Origin of the sequence: Pseudomonas sp. MPC6, from assembly GCF_006094435.1 — a bacterium.
In the GTDB taxonomy this organism is placed as follows: Bacteria; Pseudomonadota; Gammaproteobacteria; order Pseudomonadales; family Pseudomonadaceae; genus Aquipseudomonas.
Map to the genome: position 1 here is coordinate 2,147,549 of NZ_CP034783.1, position 19,298 is coordinate 2,166,846.

The 19,298-nt window shown below is 62.8% G+C and carries 17 protein-coding genes and 1 tRNA gene; 13 read left to right on the plus strand and 5 right to left on the minus strand.

The genetic code is table 11. From position 1 onward, the window contains the following. Positions 1–60: 60 nt before the first annotated feature. The 12 genes from ELQ88_RS12110 (at position 61) to ELQ88_RS12165 (ending at position 14,291) form a co-directional block, all read left to right on the plus strand. On the plus strand, positions 61–1,842 hold the full coding sequence (locus ELQ88_RS12110; RefSeq protein ID WP_138965252.1) for an IucA/IucC family protein: 1,782 nt from the start codon (positions 61–63) through the stop codon (positions 1,840–1,842). Further along, complete coding sequence (locus ELQ88_RS12115) at positions 1,835–3,046, plus strand: type III PLP-dependent enzyme (RefSeq protein WP_138965254.1); 1,212 nt, start codon at positions 1,835–1,837, stop codon at positions 3,044–3,046. Before ELQ88_RS12110 ends, ELQ88_RS12115 begins: the two co-directional genes overlap by 8 nt. Then, positions 3,043–4,470, plus strand: coding sequence for a DHA2 family efflux MFS transporter permease subunit (locus tag ELQ88_RS12120; RefSeq protein ID WP_138969501.1), 1,428 nt, complete (start codon positions 3,043–3,045; stop codon positions 4,468–4,470). The genes ELQ88_RS12115 and ELQ88_RS12120 overlap by 4 nt, the downstream gene beginning before the upstream one ends. Positions 4,471–4,497: 27 nt before the next feature. Then, positions 4,498–6,363, plus strand: coding sequence for an IucA/IucC family protein (locus ELQ88_RS12125; protein ID WP_138965256.1), 1,866 nt, complete (start codon positions 4,498–4,500; stop codon positions 6,361–6,363). After that, positions 6,357–7,130: an aldolase/citrate lyase family protein gene (locus ELQ88_RS12130; RefSeq protein ID WP_178084682.1), complete on the plus strand. Its 774-nt coding sequence runs from the start codon at positions 6,357–6,359 to the stop codon at positions 7,128–7,130. Before ELQ88_RS12125 ends, ELQ88_RS12130 begins: the two co-directional genes overlap by 7 nt. Before the next feature lie 4 nt (positions 7,131–7,134). Continuing rightward, positions 7,135–8,982 (plus strand): IucA/IucC family protein, encoded by a 1,848-nt coding sequence (locus ELQ88_RS12135; protein ID WP_138965260.1) that lies wholly within the window; start codon positions 7,135–7,137, stop codon positions 8,980–8,982. Beyond that, positions 8,975–9,895, plus strand: coding sequence for an iron-siderophore ABC transporter substrate-binding protein (locus tag ELQ88_RS12140; RefSeq protein WP_138965262.1), 921 nt, complete (start codon positions 8,975–8,977; stop codon positions 9,893–9,895). The genes ELQ88_RS12135 and ELQ88_RS12140 overlap by 8 nt, the downstream gene beginning before the upstream one ends. After that, the gene (locus ELQ88_RS12145) at positions 9,892–10,881 is read left to right on the plus strand and encodes an iron ABC transporter permease (RefSeq protein ID WP_138965264.1); all 990 of its coding nucleotides are present in this window, start codon (positions 9,892–9,894) and stop codon (positions 10,879–10,881) included. Before ELQ88_RS12140 ends, ELQ88_RS12145 begins: the two co-directional genes overlap by 4 nt. Beyond that, positions 10,874–11,905 carry an iron ABC transporter permease gene (locus ELQ88_RS12150; RefSeq protein WP_128870249.1) on the plus strand — a complete coding sequence of 344 codons (1,032 nt, stop codon included), beginning with the start codon at positions 10,874–10,876 and terminating at the stop codon, positions 11,903–11,905. The genes ELQ88_RS12145 and ELQ88_RS12150 overlap by 8 nt, the downstream gene beginning before the upstream one ends. A 12-nt stretch (positions 11,906–11,917) precedes the next feature. After that, positions 11,918–12,709: an ABC transporter ATP-binding protein gene (locus ELQ88_RS12155; protein ID WP_128870248.1), complete on the plus strand. Its 792-nt coding sequence runs from the start codon at positions 11,918–11,920 to the stop codon at positions 12,707–12,709. Further along, entirely contained in the window at positions 12,706–13,491 is a 786-nt protein-coding gene (locus ELQ88_RS12160) for an IucA/IucC family C-terminal-domain containing protein (RefSeq protein ID WP_138965266.1), read from the plus strand. Before ELQ88_RS12155 ends, ELQ88_RS12160 begins: the two co-directional genes overlap by 4 nt. A gap of 167 nt (positions 13,492–13,658) precedes the next feature. Then, positions 13,659–14,291 (plus strand): RraA family protein, encoded by a 633-nt coding sequence (locus ELQ88_RS12165; RefSeq protein ID WP_168187319.1) that lies wholly within the window; start codon positions 13,659–13,661, stop codon positions 14,289–14,291. 1,432 nt (positions 14,292–15,723) lie between these two features. Here the strand turns inward: ELQ88_RS12165 and ELQ88_RS12175 are convergent. Continuing rightward, a complete protein-coding gene (locus ELQ88_RS12175; protein WP_138965270.1) occupies positions 15,724–17,007 on the minus strand; it encodes an FAD-binding oxidoreductase in 1,284 nt (427 codons plus the stop codon). A gap of 183 nt (positions 17,008–17,190) precedes the next feature. Here ELQ88_RS12175 and ELQ88_RS12180 point away from each other — a divergent pair. Continuing rightward, a tRNA-Val gene (locus tag ELQ88_RS12180) sits at positions 17,191–17,267 on the plus strand. Positions 17,268–17,370: 103 nt separating this feature from the next. Here ELQ88_RS12180 and ELQ88_RS12185 read toward each other — a convergent pair. From ELQ88_RS12185 to ELQ88_RS34305, 4 genes are all read right to left on the minus strand, one after another. Next, positions 17,371–17,583 carry a hypothetical protein gene (locus tag ELQ88_RS12185; RefSeq protein ID WP_128870621.1) on the minus strand — a complete coding sequence of 71 codons (213 nt, stop codon included), beginning with the start codon at positions 17,581–17,583 and terminating at the stop codon, positions 17,371–17,373. Between the two features lie 108 nt (positions 17,584–17,691). Beyond that, positions 17,692–17,880, minus strand: a complete 189-nt coding sequence (locus ELQ88_RS12190; RefSeq protein WP_128870620.1) for a hypothetical protein — start codon at positions 17,878–17,880, stop codon at positions 17,692–17,694. Positions 17,881–17,914: 34 nt separating this feature from the next. Then, complete coding sequence (locus ELQ88_RS34610; protein WP_128870619.1) at positions 17,915–18,124, minus strand: hypothetical protein; 210 nt, start codon at positions 18,122–18,124, stop codon at positions 17,915–17,917. 301 nt (positions 18,125–18,425) lie between these two features. Then, the gene (locus ELQ88_RS34305) at positions 18,426–18,950 is read right to left on the minus strand and encodes a hypothetical protein (RefSeq protein WP_178084684.1); all 525 of its coding nucleotides are present in this window, start codon (positions 18,948–18,950) and stop codon (positions 18,426–18,428) included. Between the last annotated feature and the right edge of the window lie 348 nt (positions 18,951–19,298).

Consider the following 19,298-nt stretch of genomic DNA (forward strand, 5'->3'; position numbering starts at 1 on the left):
CTCATTTTTTTTCGCCATATAACGTATCCAGTGACCTCACAGGGCTACTGTGGAGCACCCATGAATCATCCAGATCGCAAAGTTTTATCGAATATGGTCAGTGAATTGGCGACGACCTGCGCGTTGCTCAATTGCTTGATCAAAGAGTTCGCCTTGCCGGAAAACTGCCTGAGTTACAGTTGGCCGACGCAGATGCAAGGCATCGCCCCGGGCAGTTATCTCGAGGGCCTGGAGTGGAAGGGCATTCCCCTGACCATCAAGCTGCCCAACCGACAGCAGTTCTTTGTGATGGTGGACCGTCGTGATGGTCTCGGCAGCCATCGCTACCTGTCGGATGTCTATGCCCGGCGCGGTGAGGGCGACTGGTCGAGCCTGAGGTTTGCCGAGTTCGTCGAGCAGATGCTCGCGGCGTGCGAACACATGACCCGCGCCAGCAACGACGAGTTGCTGGACCAGGTGTTGCAAAGCCAGTTGCTGACCGCGGCCATCGTCGGCCACAACTCACCGATGGCCGCGGACCCGCTCAGCGGCTACCTGGCCAGCGAGCAGGGCTTGTGGTTCGGCCATCCGAATCACCCGGCACCCAAGGCGCGCCTGTGGCCCGCGCATCTGGCCCAGGAAACCTACGCGCCGGAGTTCCAGGCCCGCACACCGTTGCACCTGTTCGAGGTGCCGCTGGAAGGGCTCAGCGTCGGCGCCAACGGCCTGAGCAAGGCCCAGGTGCTGGCCGGTTTTGCCGATCAGGCGCAGGCGCGGCCCGGGCACGCCGTGATCTGCATGCACCCGGTCCAGGCGCAGTTGTTCATGCAGGACGCCCGGGTGCAGCGCTTGCTGAAATCCGCGGCGATCGTCGATCTGGGCGCCACGGGCCTGATGGCCAATCCCACCGCGTCCATCCGCACCTGGTACATCGAGGGCCACGGGTTTTTCATCAAGGGCTCGCTGAACGTGCGCATCACCAATTGCGTGAGGAAAAACGCCTGGTACGAACTGGAAAGCGCGCTGATGATCGACCGGATCTTCCGCACCCTCCAACTCACGCAGCCGGAAACCCTCGGCGGGCTGTCGGTGGTGGCCGAACCGGGCCTGCTGAGCTGGGCGCCGCACCCGGCCAGCGAAGCCGACAGCCACTGGTTCCGCGAACAGACCGGGGCGATCCTGCGGGAAAACTTCTGCCTCGACACCGGCACCGACTGCAGCATCATGGCCGGCACACTGTTTGCCCGGGGCCTGCATCTACGGCCGTTGGTGCACGAGTTCCTCAGCCGCTTCAACGGCGACGACCTCCTCGACCAACAGCTGTTGAGCTGGTTCGACGACTACCAGGCGCTGTTGCTGCGGCCGGTGCTGGCGCTGTTCTTCAACCACGGCATCGTGATGGAACCGCATCTGCAGAACAGCGTGCTGGTGCATGACAACGGGCGCCCGCAACGCCTGCTGCTGCGGGACTTCGAAGGGGTCAAGCTGACCGGTGAACTGGGCGCTTCGCGAATCGACGCCGAGGTTCATCCGCGGGTGCGCGAGTCGCTGCTCTATTCCCGTCAGCAAGGCTGGAACCGCATCGTCTACTGTCTGTTCGTCAACAACCTGTCCGAGGCGGTGCTGGCCCTGAGCTGGGAGCGGCCGCACCTGGCGCCGCTGATGTGGCAAAGCGTTGAACAGCAACTGATCAGCATCCGCGCCGAATTGACCCGTGCCGCGCCGGAACTGGATGCGCTGATCGCCGGCCAGCCGATTGCCTGCAAGACCAATCTGAAAGTGCGCCTGGCCGCCAAGGCGGATCGCCAGGCCAGCTACGTCAACCTGGTGTCCCCGTGGGGCAAGGAAGCCCAGCATGGATAAGCTGCCCGCAACGGTCGTGGCCGCCATCGACCAGGCCCGCATTCAGCAGGAAGATCCCCTGGCCCTGTTCATCTATGACCTGGACGCGCTGGCGCAGCACGTGACGCAGGTGATGGCGGCACTCCCTGCAGGCGTGGAGCTTTACTATGCGATCAAGGCCAACAGCGAACCGCAGATCCTCGCCACCGTGGCGCCGTTGGTGCACGGGTTCGAGATTTCCTCCGGGGGCGAGATCGATCGCCTCCAGGCCTGCCCGACACGCAAGCCGTTCATCTTCTCCGGTCCCGGCAAACTGGATTCCGATCTGCGTGCGGCGCTGCAGCATCAGGTCGAAGCGATTCACATCGAAAGCCTGAATGAAATCGTCCGTCTGCAACGGTTGGCCCAGGAAGCGGGACGGGTGCAGGACGTACTGCTGCGGATCAATCCCGAACTGCCGTCGCCGCTGTCGAGCAAACTGGCGATGGCCGGCACCGCCACGCCCTTCGGGATCGATGAGTCGGAACTGGCCCGGGCCGTGAGCTGGGTCGATAACGCCAGCCACCTGCGGCTCAAGGGTTTTCATGTGCACGCGATGTCCCACCAGTCGCAGGTGGAGCGCCACGAGCAATTGCTCGATCTGTACCTGCAGCGTTGGCCGCAATGGAAGGCCTTGTCGGCGCTACCCGCGACTATCACCCACCTCAACGTGGGCGGCGGCCTGGGGGTCAATTACCTCGGCCCGCAGCAATTCGACTGGCAGCGGCTGTGCGCGCACCTGGGGCGGAGCCTGGCAGCCTGTGCCGATGCGCCCGTCGTGCGCTTCGAACCCGGTCGTTTCATCAGTGCCTTCTGCGGCTATTACGCCATCGAAGTGCTGGACCGGAAAACCAGTCACGGCAAGCACTTCCTGGTCTGCCGCGGCGGCACCCATCAGTTCCGGCTGCCGGTGGCCCAAGGGCACGATCACCCGGTCATTCACCTGCCCCGGTCTCGCGTGACACCGACGGCGACTCAGCAGGACTGGACCATCGTCGGGCAGCTCTGTACGCCCAAGGATGTGCTCAGCCGAGACTGCCCGCTGACCGGGGTGGAGATCGGCGACATGCTGGTGCTGCCGCTGGCGGGGGCCTATGGCTACAACATTTCCCACGCCGATTTCCTCTGTCATCCGCGACCGCCGCAGGTGTTTGTGCAAGCAGCCGGAGTCGCCCCGTGGGATTGACCTTTACCGTTCCGCGCTGGCTGGTGGTGGTCAATGTGCTGTTGGGCACGCTGACGGTCAGCCTCAACAACAGCTCGCTGAACCCGGCGTTGCCGGCGTTCATGGAGGCCTTCGACATCGGCCCGTTGTTGGCCACCTGGATCGTCGCCGCGTTCATGGTGAGCATGGGCATGACCATGCCCCTGACCAGTTTTCTCAGCCAGCGCATGGGCCGCAAATCCCTGTATTTGTGGGGCGTGGCGTTGTTTGTCTGCGGTTCGCTGCTGGGGGCGCTGGCCAATTCCATCGCCTTGGTGATTGCCGCGCGGGTGGTGCAAGGCATTGCCAGCGGGCTGATGATTCCGCTGTCCCTGGCGATCATTTTTTCGGTGTACGCCAAGGGCGAGCGGGGCCGGGTCACCGGCCTGTGGGGCGCGGCGGTGATGCTGGCGCCGGCCTTGGGGCCGTTGTGCGGCAGCCTGATGCTGGAGTGGTTCAGCTGGCGTTCGCTGTTCCTGATGAACGTGCCCATCGGCCTGCTGGCGTTGATCCTTGGCGTCGGCGTGCTGCCGGCGTCGCCAGCCTCGGAACGCAAACCCTTCGACCTGGCGGGTTACCTGCTGATCGCGACGGGCATCGGCCTGCTGATGGTCGCCGTGGGGCGCCTGCGTCACGCCGAAGCCCTGGCCGATCCGTTCAACCTCGGCCTGTTGCTGGTGGCGATCCTGTGCCTGGTGGCGTTCGTGCGCCTGGAACTGCACCGCGCCGCGCCGCTGCTCAACCTGCGCATCTTTGCCCTGCGCGGTTATCGCCTGAGCGTGATCATCGCCGTGGTGCAGTCGGTCGGCATGTTCGAGTGCCTGGTGCTGCTGCCCCTGCTGGTGCAGATGGTGATGGGCTACAGCGCGATCTGGACCGGCCTGTCGCTGCTGTGCACGGCCCTGTTCGCCAGCCTGTTCGGCCATCTCGGCGGCAAGTGGCTGGACCGGCACGGCCCGCGCGGCGTGGTGTTCTGGGGGTTGCTGTTGACCGGTGGCGCCACGCTGGGCCTGGGCCTGCTGGATGCCAGCGCTTCAATCGCCGCGGTGTTCATGTTGATGATGGTCCGCGGCGCCGGGCTGGGCCTGTCCTATCTCCCCATCACCACCGCCGGGCTCGATGCCCTGCCTGAACCGATGGTCACCCAGGGCGCGGCGATGAACAACATCTCCCGCCGCCTCGTGTCGTCATTGGCCATCGTGGTCGCTTCGCTGTGGCTGGAATTCCGCCTGGCGGGCGAGGCCGGGGGCGGGGTGGTTGCGATGGCCAGCCCCGGGGCGATCAGCGAGGTGTTCATGGCCACCGGCATCCTGATTCTGCTGGCATTGCCCTGTGCCTGGCGTTTCCCGCTTCCCGTATCCGACGAGCCGGCCGAGGCACTGCCTTCGGCCCTCGAACAGCGTTAATTCTTTTGACTTACAAGGTTCATGACTATGGCGACTTCTTCACAGGCAACACATCAGGCCGCGGGTTCTGCGCCAGGCGTCTGGCTGGCGACGGCCGCGCCGCGCCACTATCAGCAAGTGGAACAGCGCGTGGTGGGTCAACTGCTGCAAACGCTGCTGTATGAAAACGTCCTGCCGTATCGCCATTCGCCCCTGGAGGATGGCCAGCAGCGTTTTGTCGTCAGCGGCGTCGATGCCCGGCAACAACCGGTGGAGTACCGTTGCAACGGATTGCTCAGCGCCAGCTTCGAGCTGATCCGCCTCGACTATGCCAGCCTCGAGCGCGTGGATGCCGCGGGCGAGCACCGCCGGCCGCATCTGCATCAGGCCTTGGCGGAGTTGTTGGGCGAACTGCAGGACAGCCCGCACCTGCCACGCTTCACCCACGAGCTGGAACAGACCCTGCTCAAGGACCTGCAATCGCGCAGCCAGGGTTATCACGCGGCGCAACCCAGCCATCAGCTGGACGTCGATGCGCTGGAACAGCACTTCATGGACGCCCACAGCTACCACCCTTGCTACAAGTCGCGCATCGGCTTCTCGCTCAAGGACAACGCCAGCTACGGGCCGGAATTTGCCGCGCCCATCGCCATTGTCTGGCTGGCGGTGGCCAAATCCTGCGGGGCGATGAACATTTCCCGGCACCTGGATTACGATGGATTTATCCAGCAGGAATTCGGCCTTCAGCGCTGGCAGCAGCTCGCGGCGAACCTGCGCGACCAAGGCAAGGCGCTGGACGATTACTGGCTGATGCCGGTGCACCCGTGGCAGTGGGAAAACGTCATCGTCCCGGTGTTCTACCCGGAACTGGTCAGCGGTGAAGTGATTCATCTGGGCACCACGGATGATCGCTATCAGGCACAGCAGTCGATCCGCACCCTGGCCAACGTCACGGCAAAACAGCGGCCTTACGTCAAGCTCGCCCTGAGCATGACCAACACCTCCAGCACCCGCATCCTGGCCCGGCACACGGTGATGAACGGCCCGATCATCACCGACTGGCTGCACCAGCTGATCCGCAGCGACAGCACCGCCCGTGACCTTGGCTTGGTGATTCTCGGCGAAGTGGTCGGGGTCAGCTTTGACTACGATCATCTGCCCGCCACGCGGATGTCCCAGGCCTACGGCACCCTGGGCACGCTGTGGCGCGAAAGCATTCACCCGTACCTTGAAGACGATGAGCAAGCGGTGCCGTTCAATGGCTTGAGTTCGGTGGACAATCGCTACGGCAGCGCTGAACAAACGCCGTTCATCGATGCCTGGATCACGCAATACGGCCTGCAGGCCTGGACCCGTCAACTGTTGCAGGTGGCGGTGTCGCCGATCATTCACATGCTGTACGCCGAAGGCATCGGCATGGAATCCCATGGGCAGAACATCGTCCTGATCGTCAAGCAGGGCTGGCCGCAACGCATTGCCTTGAAAGACTTCCACGACGGCGTGCGCTATTCACCGCAGCACCTGGGCCGTCCCGAGCTGTGCCCGACCCTGGTGCCGCTGCCAGCCAGCCACGCCAAGCTCAACCGCAACTCGTTCATCCTCACCGACGACCTGGATGCGGTCCGGGATTTCTCCTGTGATTCGTTCTTTTTCATCGCCCTGGCCGAGATGGCGATCTTCCTGCACCAGCACTACCAGCTGGAAGAGAGCCTGTTCTGGCAGATGACCGCTGAAGTGATCAGCGGCTACCAGGCCGACCATCCGCAACACCGAGTGCGTTATGCGGCGTTTGATGTGTTCGCGCCGTTCTATGAAGTCGAAGAGCTGACCAAGCGCCGCCTGCTGGGCGACGGCGAGCGTCGTTTCAAATCGGTGCCCAATCCGCTGCACGCCTTCCGGCCGCAATCATGCTGAGGACCAATCTGCTCAAGCAGAAACTCAGTGCGAGGGAGCCGGTCTACGGCTTGATCAGTTCGATTCCGGCGCCGGCGGCCATCGAGCTGATTGCCGAAGCCGGTTTCGATTTCGTGATCATCGACATGGAGCACGTGCTGATCAATCCGGAAACCGTGGAGAACATGATCCGCACCGCCGAGAGCTACGCGCTGACACCCCTGGTGCGGGTGGCGGACCTCAACCCGAAAACCTTGCTGCGCCTGCTCGATGGCGGCGCCCAGGGCATCGTGTTGCCGATGATCGAAAGCGCCGAGTCCCTGGCCGACAGCATTCGGGCCTGCAAGTACCACCCCCAGGGCACTCGCAGCCTGAACGCCGGGCGCCCCGGGGCCTTTGGCAAACACAGCCTGGCCGACTACATCGGGCTGGCCAACGAGCAAATCATGGTGGTGGCGATGATCGAAAGTGCCGAAGGCGTGCGCCGGGCGGCCGAGATTGCCGCGGTGCCTGGCCTGGACATGATCCTCGAGGGCGCTGCCGACTTGTCGCAATCGCTGGGCACGCCCTGGCAGATCGACCGGCCCGAGGTGCAGCAGGCGTTGCTCGCCAGCTGGCAGGCCGCCAGTGCCGCCGGTGTGCCGTATTGCGCGATTCCGCGCCAGCCGGGCGATCACCAACGTTGGTTGGCTCGTGGGGTAAACAGTTTTGTTTTGGGTGACGAGCGTGGCATCGCTTTTCGTGCTCTCCAGGCCAGATTGGCCGCCACTTCAGCAGAAGGAAAATAATCGGATGATTTTCACCGCAATGGCCGCCGACAAAGTGATGCAGGATCTGGTCGACTGCTTGCTGGCCGAACATTTTTTCGGCACCGAGCCGCTGAACCTGGTGGCGCCCTCGGCTGCGGCCGATCAGCCTTTTACCGGGTTGAGCGCCGGGCAACGGATCTGGGAATGGCCCTGCGAGTCCCAGGGCTGCATCGTCATTGCCCTGCGTCCCGGCATTACCCAGCAATGGGAAAAAGTACCGGGCACGCCGGTATGGGCCCGACGGGATGAGCAGCTGACCGAGCTGTCGCCCGAGGCCTTCACCACCCAGGTGCTGGCCGGGATGACCGATCGCTACCCGGACAATGAAAAGGGCTTTGCGCTGTTCCTCGATGTGCTGCGCACCAGCGTGCGGCAAACCGAGTTGTCCCTGAGCCATGGGGTCGACAGCGCGCGCTTGCTGGAAAAAAACAACGCGGATTTCTTCCTGACCATGGAGCAGTGGGCGTCGCTGCGAGATCGTCCTTATCACCCGCTGGCCAAGGCCAAGCAGGGGTTGAGCGAGACGGAATATCAACAGTACCAGGCCGAGTTCGCGCGCCCGGTGGCGTTGCATTGGGTGGCGGTCGATCGCACCTTGCTGCAGTGCGGCGACGGGGTGACGGACCTGGCGCAGAATTACCCCGCCCAGTACCTGTTGCCGCCGCTGTTGCAGGCCGACCTGCAGCAAGAGCAGCAACAGCGGGGCATTGCCGGGAGCCATGTGGCGCTGCCCGTGCACCCATGGCAGTTCGAGCATGTGCTGCAAGCGCAGCTCGGCGACGCGTTTGCCCGCGGCGACTGCCAGCGACTGGACTTCACCGACGGTGACTTCTTCGCCACCTCGTCGTTGCGCTCGATGACCCCGTGCTTCAACAGTGCCGACTACCTCAAGTTGCCGATGGCGATCTATTCCCTCGGCGCCTCGCGTTACCTGCCCGCGGTGAAGATGATCAACGGCGGCCTGAGTGAAGCCTTGCTGCGCCAGGCGCTGGCCAAGGATGAGGTCCTGCAAGAGTCCCTGCACCTGTGCGATGAAACCAAGTGGTGGGCGTTCATGCCGCCGGACGCGACACTGTTCGACGAGGCGCCGCGCCACCTCTCGGCCATGGTCCGTGGCTATCCACCGGCGCTGCTGGCAGACCCGGACACTCGCCTGGTGCCCATGGCGGCGCTCGGAACGCCACTGCCCGGCAGCAACCAGCACTTTTTCGATGACTGGATGACCTACCGCCAACTGCCGGCCAGCGCCGCGTCGGTGATGACCCTGTTCCGCGAGCTGTGCCACAGCTTCTTCGACATCAACCTGCGGATGTTGCGCATCGGCATGCTCGGGGAAATCCACGGGCAGAACGCGGTGCTGGTGTGGAAGGCCGGCTTCGCCCAGGGCCTGCTGTTGCGCGATCACGATTCGCTGCGCATCTACGTGCCGTGGCTGGAACGCAACGGCCTGGCCGACCCGGCCTACCGGCTGAAGAAGGGCCACGCCAACACGCTGTACCACGATCGCCCCGAAGACTTGCTGTTCTGGTTGCAGACCCTGGGTATTCAGGTCAACCTCCGCGCCATTATCGATACGCTGGCTGAGGTTTACGCCTTGCCGCCGACCCGGTTGTGGAAAGCAATGGGCGAGGAACTCAACGAGCTGATCGACACCATCGAGTTTGATGCCGAGGCGCGAACCATGATCAAGCACCAGGTGTTCGAAGCGCCGCACTGGCCGCAGAAATTGCTGCTGACCCCGATGATCGAACGGGCGGGCGGCCCTGGCAGCATGCCGTTTGGCAAAGGCCAGGTGGTCAACCCGTTCCACAGGCTCGATCACGATGCCTGAACCGCGACATCATCCTTCCAGGCGCACGCTGCTGCGCCTGTCCCTGGGGGCGCTGGCCCTCAGGTGTTGCGCGCCGGCGTGGGCCGACACCGGCGCCGCGCCGTTGCGGGTGATTACCCTGTTTCAGGGTGCCACCGACTGCGCCGTGGTGTTGGGCGTGACGCCCTGTGGCGTGGTGGATTCCTGGAGTGAAAAACCGACCTATCGCTATTTGCGCGAAGCCCTGGGCGCCGTGCCCCATGTCGGGCTGGAAACCCAGCCCAGCCTTGAGGACATCGCGCTGCTCAAGCCGGACCTGATCGTGGCCTCGCGCTTTCGCCATGAACGCATCGCGCCCTTGCTCCGGCAGATCGCCCCGGTGCTGATGCTGGAGGAAGTGTTTGAATTCAAAAAGACCCTGGCCCTGATGGGCGCTGCATTGCAGCGGCAACAGCAGGCCGATGACATTCTCAACCGTTGGCAGCAGCGTGTGGCGCAACTGCGTCAGCAATTGCAGCAGACCTTTGCCGGCCGCTGGCCGCCGACGGTGTCGATCCTGGATATCCGCGAAGACCATATCCGCAGCTACCTGCCGGCCAGCTTCCCCGGTTCCGTGCTCAGCGAACTGGGCTTCAACTGGAGTGACAGCAGCCGGGAGGCGAGCGGGGTGTCGATCAAACTCACCAGCAAGGAGAGCCTTGCGGTGGTGAATGCCGATATCTTTTTCGTGTTTCTGCGGGCGCAGAACGCGGCGGTGCAACGCAACTACCAGAGCCTGGTGCAACACCCGCTGTGGCAGCAGATGCGTGCGCCGCAGCAAGGGCAGGTGTGGCAGGTCGATGGCATCGCCTGGAGCCTGTCGGGCGGCATGCTGGGGGCGAACCTGATGCTCGACGACGTGGCCCGCGTGGCCGCCGCGCAGGTGGCCTCATGAGTCCTGGTGCAAAGCTGTGCTGCGCCGGGGTCGTATTGCTGTTGTGCTGCGTGTTGAGCCTGGCGGTCGGTGCCACCTGGATTCCGCTGCCGCAGATTGCCGCGGCGTTTGTCCACCCCGACCCGCTGAGTATCGATCATGTGCTGGTCACCACCACGCGCCTGTCGCGGACCCTGATGGCGATTTCCGTCGGCGCCAGCCTGGCGGTCGCGGGCGCCCTGATGCAGGCCCTGACGCGTAATCCCCTGGCGTCCCCCGGCCTGTTCGGGATCAATGCCGGTGCGACTTTTTTCATCATCCTGTTTTCCTCGATCTTCTCCCTGGCCTCGCCGGATGCCTGGCTGTGGTGTGCCTTTCTTGGGGCGGCCGTGGCGGGGTGCCTGGTGTGGTTGATCGGCAACATGGGGCAGGGCAGTCTCAGTCCGCTGCGCATTGTGCTGGCGGGGGCGGCGATGGCCGCGCTGTTTTCCGCCTTCAGTCAGGCGTTACTGGTGGTGAATCAGGATGGCCTGGACACGGTGCTGTTCTGGATGGCCGGTTCCTTGACCGAACGCAGCCTGTCGACCGCCGCACCCTTGTTGCTGTGCGCGGTGCTTGGCTTGTCGGGGGCGCTGTTGCTGGGCGGGCAGCTCAACGTACTGAACGCCGGGGAAGAGATTGCCACCGGGCTCGGGCAGCGTACCGGGCTGATCCGGCTGCTGATGAGCGTGCTGGTGATCTGTCTGGCGGGCAGCGCCGTGGCACTGGCCGGCAGCATCGGTTTCATCGGCCTGCTGGTGCCGCACATGGTGCGCAAGGGGCTGTCCATCGACCACCGCTGGCTGTTGCCCGGTTGTGCGCTGCTGGGGGCCATTCTGCTGCTGTTGGCGGATACCCTGTCGCGGGTGGTGATCCTGCCGCAGGAGGTGCCGGTGGGCGTCATGACGGCGCTGTTCGGCGCGCCGTTCTTTATCATGCTGGCGCGGCGTGGAGGTCGTTATGGATAAGGTGGTGACCTGGCGCCGGGGCGGCTATTCCCGGCAGGTCAACCTCGGTACCTGGTGGCGACTGGCGGCGGCGCTGCTGGTCACCTTGCTGGTGATGCTCGGCTCGTTGGCGCTGGGCAAGGTGATCCTGTCGCCCTTCGAGGTGCTGCGCATCCTGTTTTCCAGCCAGGACCCCAGCCTGACCTTGATCGTCGAGCAACTGCGTTTTCCGCGCATTGTCCTGGCGGCCTTGGTGGGGGCGGCGTTGTCGGTGTCCGGGCTGATCCTGCAAAGCATCATCCGCAACCCGCTGGCGTCGCCTGACCTGCTGGGCATCACCAGCGGTGCCAGCGCCGCCGCCGTGCTCTATCTGTCATTCCTGTCGGTGACCCTGGGGCAACAGTTTCTGCCCCTGGCCGCGATGCTCGGAGCGGCCCTGGCGACACTGGCCATTTACCTGCTGGCCTGGAAGCAGGGGGCTTCGCCGTTGCGCCTGGTGCTGATCGGCGTCGGCGTGTCGGCGATGTTGACGGCGGCGACCACCTTCATCCTGGTCTTCAGTCCGCTGACCACCACCCTGTCGGCGTATGTCTGGTTGACCGGCAGCGTCTATGGCGCCAGTTGGCCCGAGCCCCTGGCGCTGGCGGGCTGGCTATTGGGCATTTGCCCGTTGCTGGTGCTGTTGGCCCGGCAGGTGATGGTGCAACAGCTGGACGACCACCTGGCCCAGGGTATCGGCGTGCGTGTGCAATGGCTGCGGGCCGGTCTGTTGCTGGTGAGTGTGGCCTTGGCCGGGGCGGCCGTGGCCTGGGGTGGCGCGATCGCCTTTGTCGGGCTGATTGCGCCGCACATCGCCAAGCGCCTGGTGGCCCCCGGTTTCGCCGGTCAGGCGGTGATGGCGGCGCTGGTCGGGGCCAACCTGGTGATGCTGGCGGACCTGGCCGGGCGCACGCTGTTCTTGCCCCTGGATCTGCCGGCCGGGATTTTTGTCGCGGTCCTGGGCACGCCCTTTTTTCTCTATCTGTTGATTAAACAACGTCATTAAGGAACTCAACGCATGACGTCGATTGCAAGTCGCGGCCTGACCCTGAGCTATCAGCGCCAGGTAATTATTGACGCACTGGACATGCAACTGCCCAAGGGCAAGATCTCGGTGCTGATCGGCAGTAACGGCTGCGGCAAAAGCACCCTGCTCAAATCCTTCGCCCGGCTGCTGAAACCGCAGCAAGGCTCGGTGATTCTCAACGGCGTGGATATCCAGCAAAAATCCACGGCGGCGGTGGCGCGTGAGCTGGCCATCCTGCCCCAGACCCCGACCGCGCCGGAGGGCATTACCGTGCGCCAGCTCGTGGCCCTGGGCCGATACCCGTATCAGAGCTGGATGCAGCAGTGGTCGGTCGAGGATGAAGCCATGGTCAATCGCGCGCTGGAGCAGACCAGCCTGCAGGCGCTGGCCGATCGCCCGGTGGATGCCTTGTCCGGCGGGCAGCGCCAGCGGGCGTGGATCGCCATGACCCTGGCCCAGGACACCGGCATCGTGCTGCTGGACGAGCCGACGACCTTTCTCGACCTGGCGCACCAGATCGAGGTCCTGGACCTGCTGCGCGACCTCAACCGGCTCGAGAACAAAACCATCATCATGGTGCTGCACGACCTCAACCTGGCCTGTCGGTATGCCGATCACATGGTCGCGGTGCATGAACGAACGGCCTTCGCCCAGGGCCGGCCCGAGGACGTCTTGACCCAGGCGCTGGTCAAGACCGTGTTCGACCTCAACTGTCGAATCATTCCTGACCCGTTCTTCGGTACGCCGATGTGCATCCCGTTCGGTCGGGAACTGCCGCAATGAGTCTGGCGGGTTATTTCACGGCGCCAGAGTGGGCCGTGTTGTCCGCTGGATTGCGGCTCAAAGACATTGAAGCGCGCGACCCGTTACGCTCGCTGATGGCCCGGGACTTGTTGCAGGAGGCGGTGTGCGAGCAACTGCTGGACGCCCTGGGCCCGGTGATCGGCTCGCCGACCCGGGCGATCACTGCCTCGCTGCTGGGCAAGCGCTTATCGTTCCTGGCGACCGGTGCCTGCCTGTATGCGATGTCGGTGTATGACAAGGGGCTGTTGCTGTCTCTGGACAACACGGTGATCGAGTACGGCCACGATGACGGGCTGTGGACGTCGTCGCTGCCGCTGCATCACGGCCAGCCGCTGACCTATGGGGTGAACGAGCGCGAGGCCTGGCGGGAAGCCGTGGTGCAGGCGCTGTTTGCCGGGCTGTTGAAACCGCTGTGGCAAACCTTCAACCGGGTCACCGGCGTTACCCGGCGCATCCTCTGGGAGAACACCGCGGTACGCGTGTATTCGTTGTATGAAAAACGCATGGCAAAAATCGACGATCCGTCGGTGCGCGAACGCTGCGAAGCGGACTTCCAATGGTTGCTGACTCAGGCCGAGCCTGCGCTGTTCGGCCTCGACTACAACCCGCTGAGCCATTTCCGCCGACCGCCGACACTGGTCGACGACGGCCAACGCAGCGTTCGCTTTCGGCGCACCTGTTGTTTCTACTACCTGGCCACCGAGCCTGCCGAATACTGCTCGACCTGCCCATTGCTACGCCCGGGGAAAAAATGCCGATGAGGGATCAGATTTCCTCGCGACAGCAGGTCGTCAGCAGGTCGTCAGCCGGGAGCTGCCAGACCAGTCCATTGTCACGCCCGGGGATTGCCGATGAGTTTTCAGATCAACCCTCGCCAGCAGGTCGTCAGCCGGGAGCTGCCAAACCAGTCCATTGTCACGCCCGGGGAATGCCGATGAGTTTTCAGATCAACCCTCGCCAGCCAGTCGTCAGCCGGGAACTGCTCGCCGCCTACCGTTCGATCCCTTCGTCGACCATCGGCCATTTTTCCGACCGTGGTTTCCTGCGCGGGATCAAGCCGTTGTTCAACGACATCCGCATGGTCGGCCAGGTCGTCACCGTCAAAGTCTTCCCGCCCGATGGCAGCATTCTGCGTGAGGCCCTGTTGCTGAGCGAGCCAGGCGACGTGCTGGTGATCGAATGCATGGGCGACGAGGAATGTGGTTGCTGGGGCGAACTGCGCACCTTGGCGGGATTGATCAAAGGCCTGGCCGGGGTGGTGGTGTCGGGCGCCGTCACCGACGTCAGCGCTTTGCGTCGTCATGGCCTGCCAGTGTTTTGCCGGAACGTCAGTGCATTCACCACGCGCGGCATCGGCGCACAGGGAGAAGTCAATCAGCCGATCCAGGTCGGCGCGGTTCGGGTGCAGCCGGGAGACCTGGCCATCGGTGACGATGACGGCGTGTTCATCCTCGATCCCGGCCGGGCCGCCGAGCTGCTGCCCGAGCTGTTGATCAAGGAGGAAACGGACCAGCGACGCAGGGCGGAATTCCTCCAGCGGCTCCACGGCCGTCCTGCATAAACCGCCGCAATCGCCGTTTGCCCTTGGCCCTTGTAGGAGCGAGCTTGCTCGCGAAGGCCTCAAGGGCGACGCGTTCATTCAGGAAGAACGCGTTATCGTTAACGTCCTTCGCGAGCAAGCTAGCTCCTACAGGGTTCGGCGTTGACCACAATCCATCGATACACCGCTGATCCCTGTAGGAGCTGGCTTGCCAGCGAAGGCGGCCTCAAGCCTTGCAGCGCCCATGACGACGCCTTCGCCGGCAAGCCGGGCTCCTACAGGGTGTGGCGTTGACCACAATTCATCGATACACAGCTGATCCCTGTAGGAGCTGGCTTGCCAGCGAAGGCGGCCTCGAGCCTTGCAGCGCCCATGACGGCGCCTTCGCCGGCAAGCCGGGCTCCTACAGGGTGTGGCGTTGACCACAATTCATCGATACACCGCTGATCCCTGTAGGAGCTGGCTTGCCAGCGAAGGCGGCCTCAAGCCTTGCAGCGCCCATGACGACGCCTTCGCCGGCAAGCCGGCTCCTACACAGGGGTTTGGCGTTGACCACAATCCATCGATACACCGCTGATCCCTGTAGGAGCTGGCTTGCCAGCGAAGGCGGCCTCGAGCCTTGCAGCGCCCATGACGACGCCTTCGCCGGCAAGCCGGGCTCCTACAGGGTGTGGCGTTTTCCACAATTCATCGATACACCGCTGATCCCTGTAGGAGCTGGCTTGCCAGCGAAGGCGGCCTCGAGCCTTGCAGCGCCCATGACGACGCCTTCGCCGGCAAGCCGGGCTCCTACAGGGTGTGGCGTTTTCCACAATTCATCGATACACCGCTGATCCCTGTAGGAGCTGGCTTGCCAGCGAAGGCGGCCTCGAACCTTGCAGCGCCCATGACGACGCCTTCGCCGGCAAGCCGGCTCCTACACAGGGGTTCGGCGTTGACCACAATCCATCGATACACCGCTGATCCCTGTAGGAGCTGGCTTGCCAGCGAAGGCGGCCTCGAGCCTTGCAGCGCCCATGACGACGCCTTCGCCGGCAAGCCGGGCTCCTACAGGGTGTGGCGTTGACCACAATTCATCGATACACCGCTGATCCCTGTAGGAGCTGGCTTGCCAGCGAAGGCGGCCTCGAGCCTTGCAGCGCCCATGACGACGCCTTCGCCGGCAAGCCGGGCTCCTACAGGGTGTGGCGTTGACCACAATTCATCGATACACCGCTGATCCCTGTAGGAGCTGGCTTGCCAGCGAAGGCGGCCTCGAGCCTTGCAGCGCCCATGACGACGCCTTCGCCGGCAAGCCGGGCTCCTACAGGGTGTGGCGTTGACCACAATTCATCGATACACAGCTGATCCCTGTAGGAGCTGGCTTGCCAGCGAAGGCGGCCTCGAGCCTTGCAGCGCCCATGACGGCGCCTTCGCCGGCAAGCCGGCTCCTACACAGGGGTTTGGCGGTCGTTCAGAACCCGAACTTGTCGCGCAACCCGTAATACCACGCCCCCAACGCCGCAAACGGTGTCCGCAGCATCTGCCCACCGGGAAACGGATAATGCGGCAGGTCGGCAAACGCGTCGAAGCGCTCCGCCTGGCCGCGCAACGCTTCAGCCAGGACCTTGCCCGCCAGGTGCGTATAGGTCACCCCATGGCCGCTACAGCCCTGGGAGTAGTAAATGTTGTCGCCCAGACGTCCGACCTGAGGCAGGCGCGACAGGGTCAGCAGGAAATTGCCGGTCCAGGCGTAATCGATCTTCACGTCCTTGAGCTGCGGAAAGGCCTTGAGCATCTTCGGCCGGATGATCGCTTCAATGTTCGCCGGATCCCGCGCGCCATACACCACGCCGCCGCCGAAAATCAGGCGCTTGTCACCACTCAGGCGGTAGTAGTCGAGCAGGTAATTGCAGTCTTCGACGCAATAATCCTGCGGCAGCATGGCCCTGGCCAGTTCCTCGCCCAGCGGCTCGGTGGTAATCACCTGAGTTCCGCAGGGCATCGACTTGGCCGCCAGCTCCGGCACCAGATTGCCCAGATAGGCGTTGCCGGCAACGATGATGAACTTGGCCCTGACGGTGCCCTGTGGCGTATGCACCCGCGGATTCGCCCCGCGCTCGATGCGCACCGCCGGCGACTGCTCATAAATAGTGCCGCCCAGCGACTCGACGGCCGCGGCTTCGCCCAGCGCCAGGTTCAGCGGATGAATGTGCCCGCCACTCATGTCGAGCATGCCGCCGATGTATTGATCGCAGGCCACCACTTCACGGATCCGGCGTTGATCCATCAACTCCAGCTGGGTGTGACCGAAACGCTCCCACAGGCGCTTCTGGGCTTCCAGGTGTTCCATCTGCTTGGCGGTGATGGCCGCGAACACGCCGCCATCCTTCAGGTCGCACTGGATATTATATTTGGCAACCCGCTCGCGAATGATCCGTCCACCCTCGAACGCCATCTGCCCCAGCAACTGAGCCTGCTTGGGCCCGACAGTGCGCTCGATCACATCGATATCGCGGCTATAGCTGTTGACGATCTGCCCGCCATTGCGCCCCGACGCGCCAAAACCCACCTTCGCCGCCTCCAGGACCGTCACCCGGAAACCGTTTTCCAGCAGAAACAGGGCAGAGGACAGGCCGGTGTAACCGGCGCCGATCACACAGACATCAGTCTCTACGTCATCCTGCAGGGCCGGGCGCGGCGGAACCGCATTGGCCGAAGCGGCATAGTAGGACTCGGGGTAGGGTGTGTGCGCCATCCTGCAGCCTCTGTTTAATATATTTTACGAGTGCATCGATCCTACCCGAGTTAAAAATCGGCCGCCAGCCACCGAAAATTCTTCTTTGCAGCAGCAAAATTAAATATTTTGCATATTCATAGGGTTAGCTCGAAAAAAGGTGTTGACACCCCTCGGGAATTCCGTAGAATGCCGCCACACAGCAGGCACGTAGCTCAGTTGGTTAGAGCACCACCTTGACATGGTGGGGGTCGTTGGTTCGAGTCCAATCGCGCCTACCAAACAAAATCCGCTCTGCTGGGCGGTCTGAAAGGGCTCACCGAAAGGTGAGCCCTTTTTTGTTGTCGATGGAAAAATCTCATCAGCGCTGAGGCTCGAAACGATTCACCGATCGTTCAGCAGTTCGGCGACCCCACGCGTGATGAATTCCAGGTTCTCATCGAGCTTGGTCAGAGAGCTGCGGATCCTGACGGCATCCTCGGCGGGGCCATGCAGTTGCTCGATCCAGAAGGAGAGCGCCTCGACGGACTCCGCAATGGCGAGCTGGTTTTCGTTGAGCTTGAATATCAGCGAAGGGATGAGGTCGTGGGTAGGCATGGCTGATTCCTCCTTTGAGTGAGGAAAGCGTAGCAGGCAAAAAAATCTGCAGTGCGCACGATCCTTCCCGCCTTCACTTGGCGTCAGTTGTCATTCGAGCCCATTACTTCAGCTGGCCATCGCGATTCGCAGTGCTACCGCGGCTTCAAGAAGCTTGTTCGCCTGGCTCGAGACAGCCGTTGCCAAGTCGTCATTCCCAGCGGCCTTGAGCATGGCTGCCAAATCCAGCAGCTTCCCCACCTCGATCTCCACGACGCGAACGGATTCGGTTATCTGGTATTGAAGTGAGTGCGCCATGCCATCAGCCCTCGTTCCGTCCGCTGTACCTCTTTCAATGAAGAGTCTTGGCCCTGCGACTTTCGCCGATTCTGATCCGGTCCAGTGCCCGGTTCAGAGCATCCAGGGCATCGAGGAGGGCTTTCGCTTCGGTCTCTCGACCCTCTCCCCAAAGACGTTCAGCCATTTTATTCATGGCCTGGATGGCGCTCTCTATTTCAGCAGCGGTTGCTGTGCTGGTGTCTGTCGGCCGTTTCTTGGTCATTGTCAGAATTTTTGCAGTGCCTGCACGAAAAAAGGGGGGGGCGCGAAAAAAAGCGTAAAAAAGGGGGGCGGGGTGATTTTCCAGAAAGGAACGGAAAAATAAAACCGTTCTTTTTTTGCCTCTACCGGGCGGTCTGGAAGGGCTCACCGAAAGGTGGGCCCTTAATGTTTGGCTTGAATTCATACAGAGCGTTCAAAAAGTATCGGGTTGGTTCACGCCGGGTAATGTGAACAACGGGAGCGTCCTGTTTCTGCGATTCTCCCTCTATAGCCGGATCCTTGTCACCACCTGTCTTCTCCCGCTATTGAATAATTGCAACTGATCCTCCGCCTCCACCTATGGTGCCACCGCCACCGCCACCGCCACCGCCACCGCCACCACCGCCGCCTACGGTTCCACCACCCGATCCACCGCCAGACCCGCCACCGGTTCCCGTTCCTGACTGGGACCCCCCAGATGAACCGAGTGACGAGGTGCTGGCCGAGTCCCCATCGGAATCATCGTCATCACGGGTGCTGGCGTAACCGCCGGCAATCGCGAATCGTTTAATCAGGAGGTCATAACTGACGATAGCCGCCACATTTTTGCCTTGGTAGCCGACACCCACGGGGATCCCGAACATTGGGGTAACGGCAAAGGGGTAGTAGCTGATACCTGCCGACGCGATGGCGCTATTTTCATCCCGGCTGGAAGTTGCATGAAGTGTGAAACCGATGCCGGTATTGGCGCCAAAGGCATAAGTCAAACCAGCAAAAGCGCCTATATCGGCAAGTGCGATCGGTGCCGCACAAGAGACAAGTGCAGCAGCTAAAATAATGTTTTTCATATCTGTTACCCCAAGGAAGCTCTGGAAAAGTCCTCTTTCTCTCAGCCCACAAAAAGCAATAACTCTTGAGTTATGAAGTTGTTATTTTTAGATCGGCTCCTTCGAGCCGGATGGGGATTTTCCAGGGCCCCAACGTCGTTGCGACATGACGTGAGCTTAGGCTTGAAGGGGGGACTTTCAAGACCGTTCGTCGGCAGGTTTCTGCCAGAGATGCTGCGCTCGATGGTCCCGGATAGAGGCCGCCGGGCTTTGCGCCAGGCTGAGCGGCTCTCATGCAACACAACCTGCAAAGGAGGGCGAATGTGCCATGCGCAAATTCAACCTGAAGCTCCTGAACGACGCCGATGA

Coding starts and splice junctions, on each gene's coding strand:
- ELQ88_RS12145 (WP_138965264.1), top strand. CDS start 9,892: ATGAGTCCTGGTGCAAAGCTGTGCTGCGCCGGGGTCGTATTGCTGTTG.
- ELQ88_RS12185 (WP_128870621.1), bottom strand. CDS start 17,583: ATGCCTACCCACGACCTCATCCCTTCGCTGATATTCAAGCTCAACGAA.
- ELQ88_RS12150 (WP_128870249.1), top strand. CDS start 10,874: ATGGATAAGGTGGTGACCTGGCGCCGGGGCGGCTATTCCCGGCAGGTC.
- ELQ88_RS12130 (WP_178084682.1), top strand. CDS start 6,357: ATGCTGAGGACCAATCTGCTCAAGCAGAAACTCAGTGCGAGGGAGCCG.
- ELQ88_RS12160 (WP_138965266.1), top strand. CDS start 12,706: ATGAGTCTGGCGGGTTATTTCACGGCGCCAGAGTGGGCCGTGTTGTCC.
- ELQ88_RS34305 (WP_178084684.1), bottom strand. CDS start 18,950: ATGAAAAACATTATTTTAGCTGCTGCACTTGTCTCTTGTGCGGCACCG.
- ELQ88_RS12165 (WP_168187319.1), top strand. CDS start 13,659: ATGCCGATGAGTTTTCAGATCAACCCTCGCCAGCCAGTCGTCAGCCGG.
- ELQ88_RS34610 (WP_128870619.1), bottom strand. CDS start 18,124: ATGACCAAGAAACGGCCGACAGACACCAGCACAGCAACCGCTGCTGAA.
- ELQ88_RS12190 (WP_128870620.1), bottom strand. CDS start 17,880: ATGGCGCACTCACTTCAATACCAGATAACCGAATCCGTTCGCGTCGTG.
- ELQ88_RS12140 (WP_138965262.1), top strand. CDS start 8,975: ATGCCTGAACCGCGACATCATCCTTCCAGGCGCACGCTGCTGCGCCTG.
- ELQ88_RS12135 (WP_138965260.1), top strand. CDS start 7,135: ATGATTTTCACCGCAATGGCCGCCGACAAAGTGATGCAGGATCTGGTC.
- ELQ88_RS12155 (WP_128870248.1), top strand. CDS start 11,918: ATGACGTCGATTGCAAGTCGCGGCCTGACCCTGAGCTATCAGCGCCAG.
- ELQ88_RS12175 (WP_138965270.1), bottom strand. CDS start 17,007: ATGGCGCACACACCCTACCCCGAGTCCTACTATGCCGCTTCGGCCAAT.
- ELQ88_RS12125 (WP_138965256.1), top strand. CDS start 4,498: ATGGCGACTTCTTCACAGGCAACACATCAGGCCGCGGGTTCTGCGCCA.
- ELQ88_RS12110 (WP_138965252.1), top strand. CDS start 61: ATGAATCATCCAGATCGCAAAGTTTTATCGAATATGGTCAGTGAATTG.
- ELQ88_RS12115 (WP_138965254.1), top strand. CDS start 1,835: ATGGATAAGCTGCCCGCAACGGTCGTGGCCGCCATCGACCAGGCCCGC.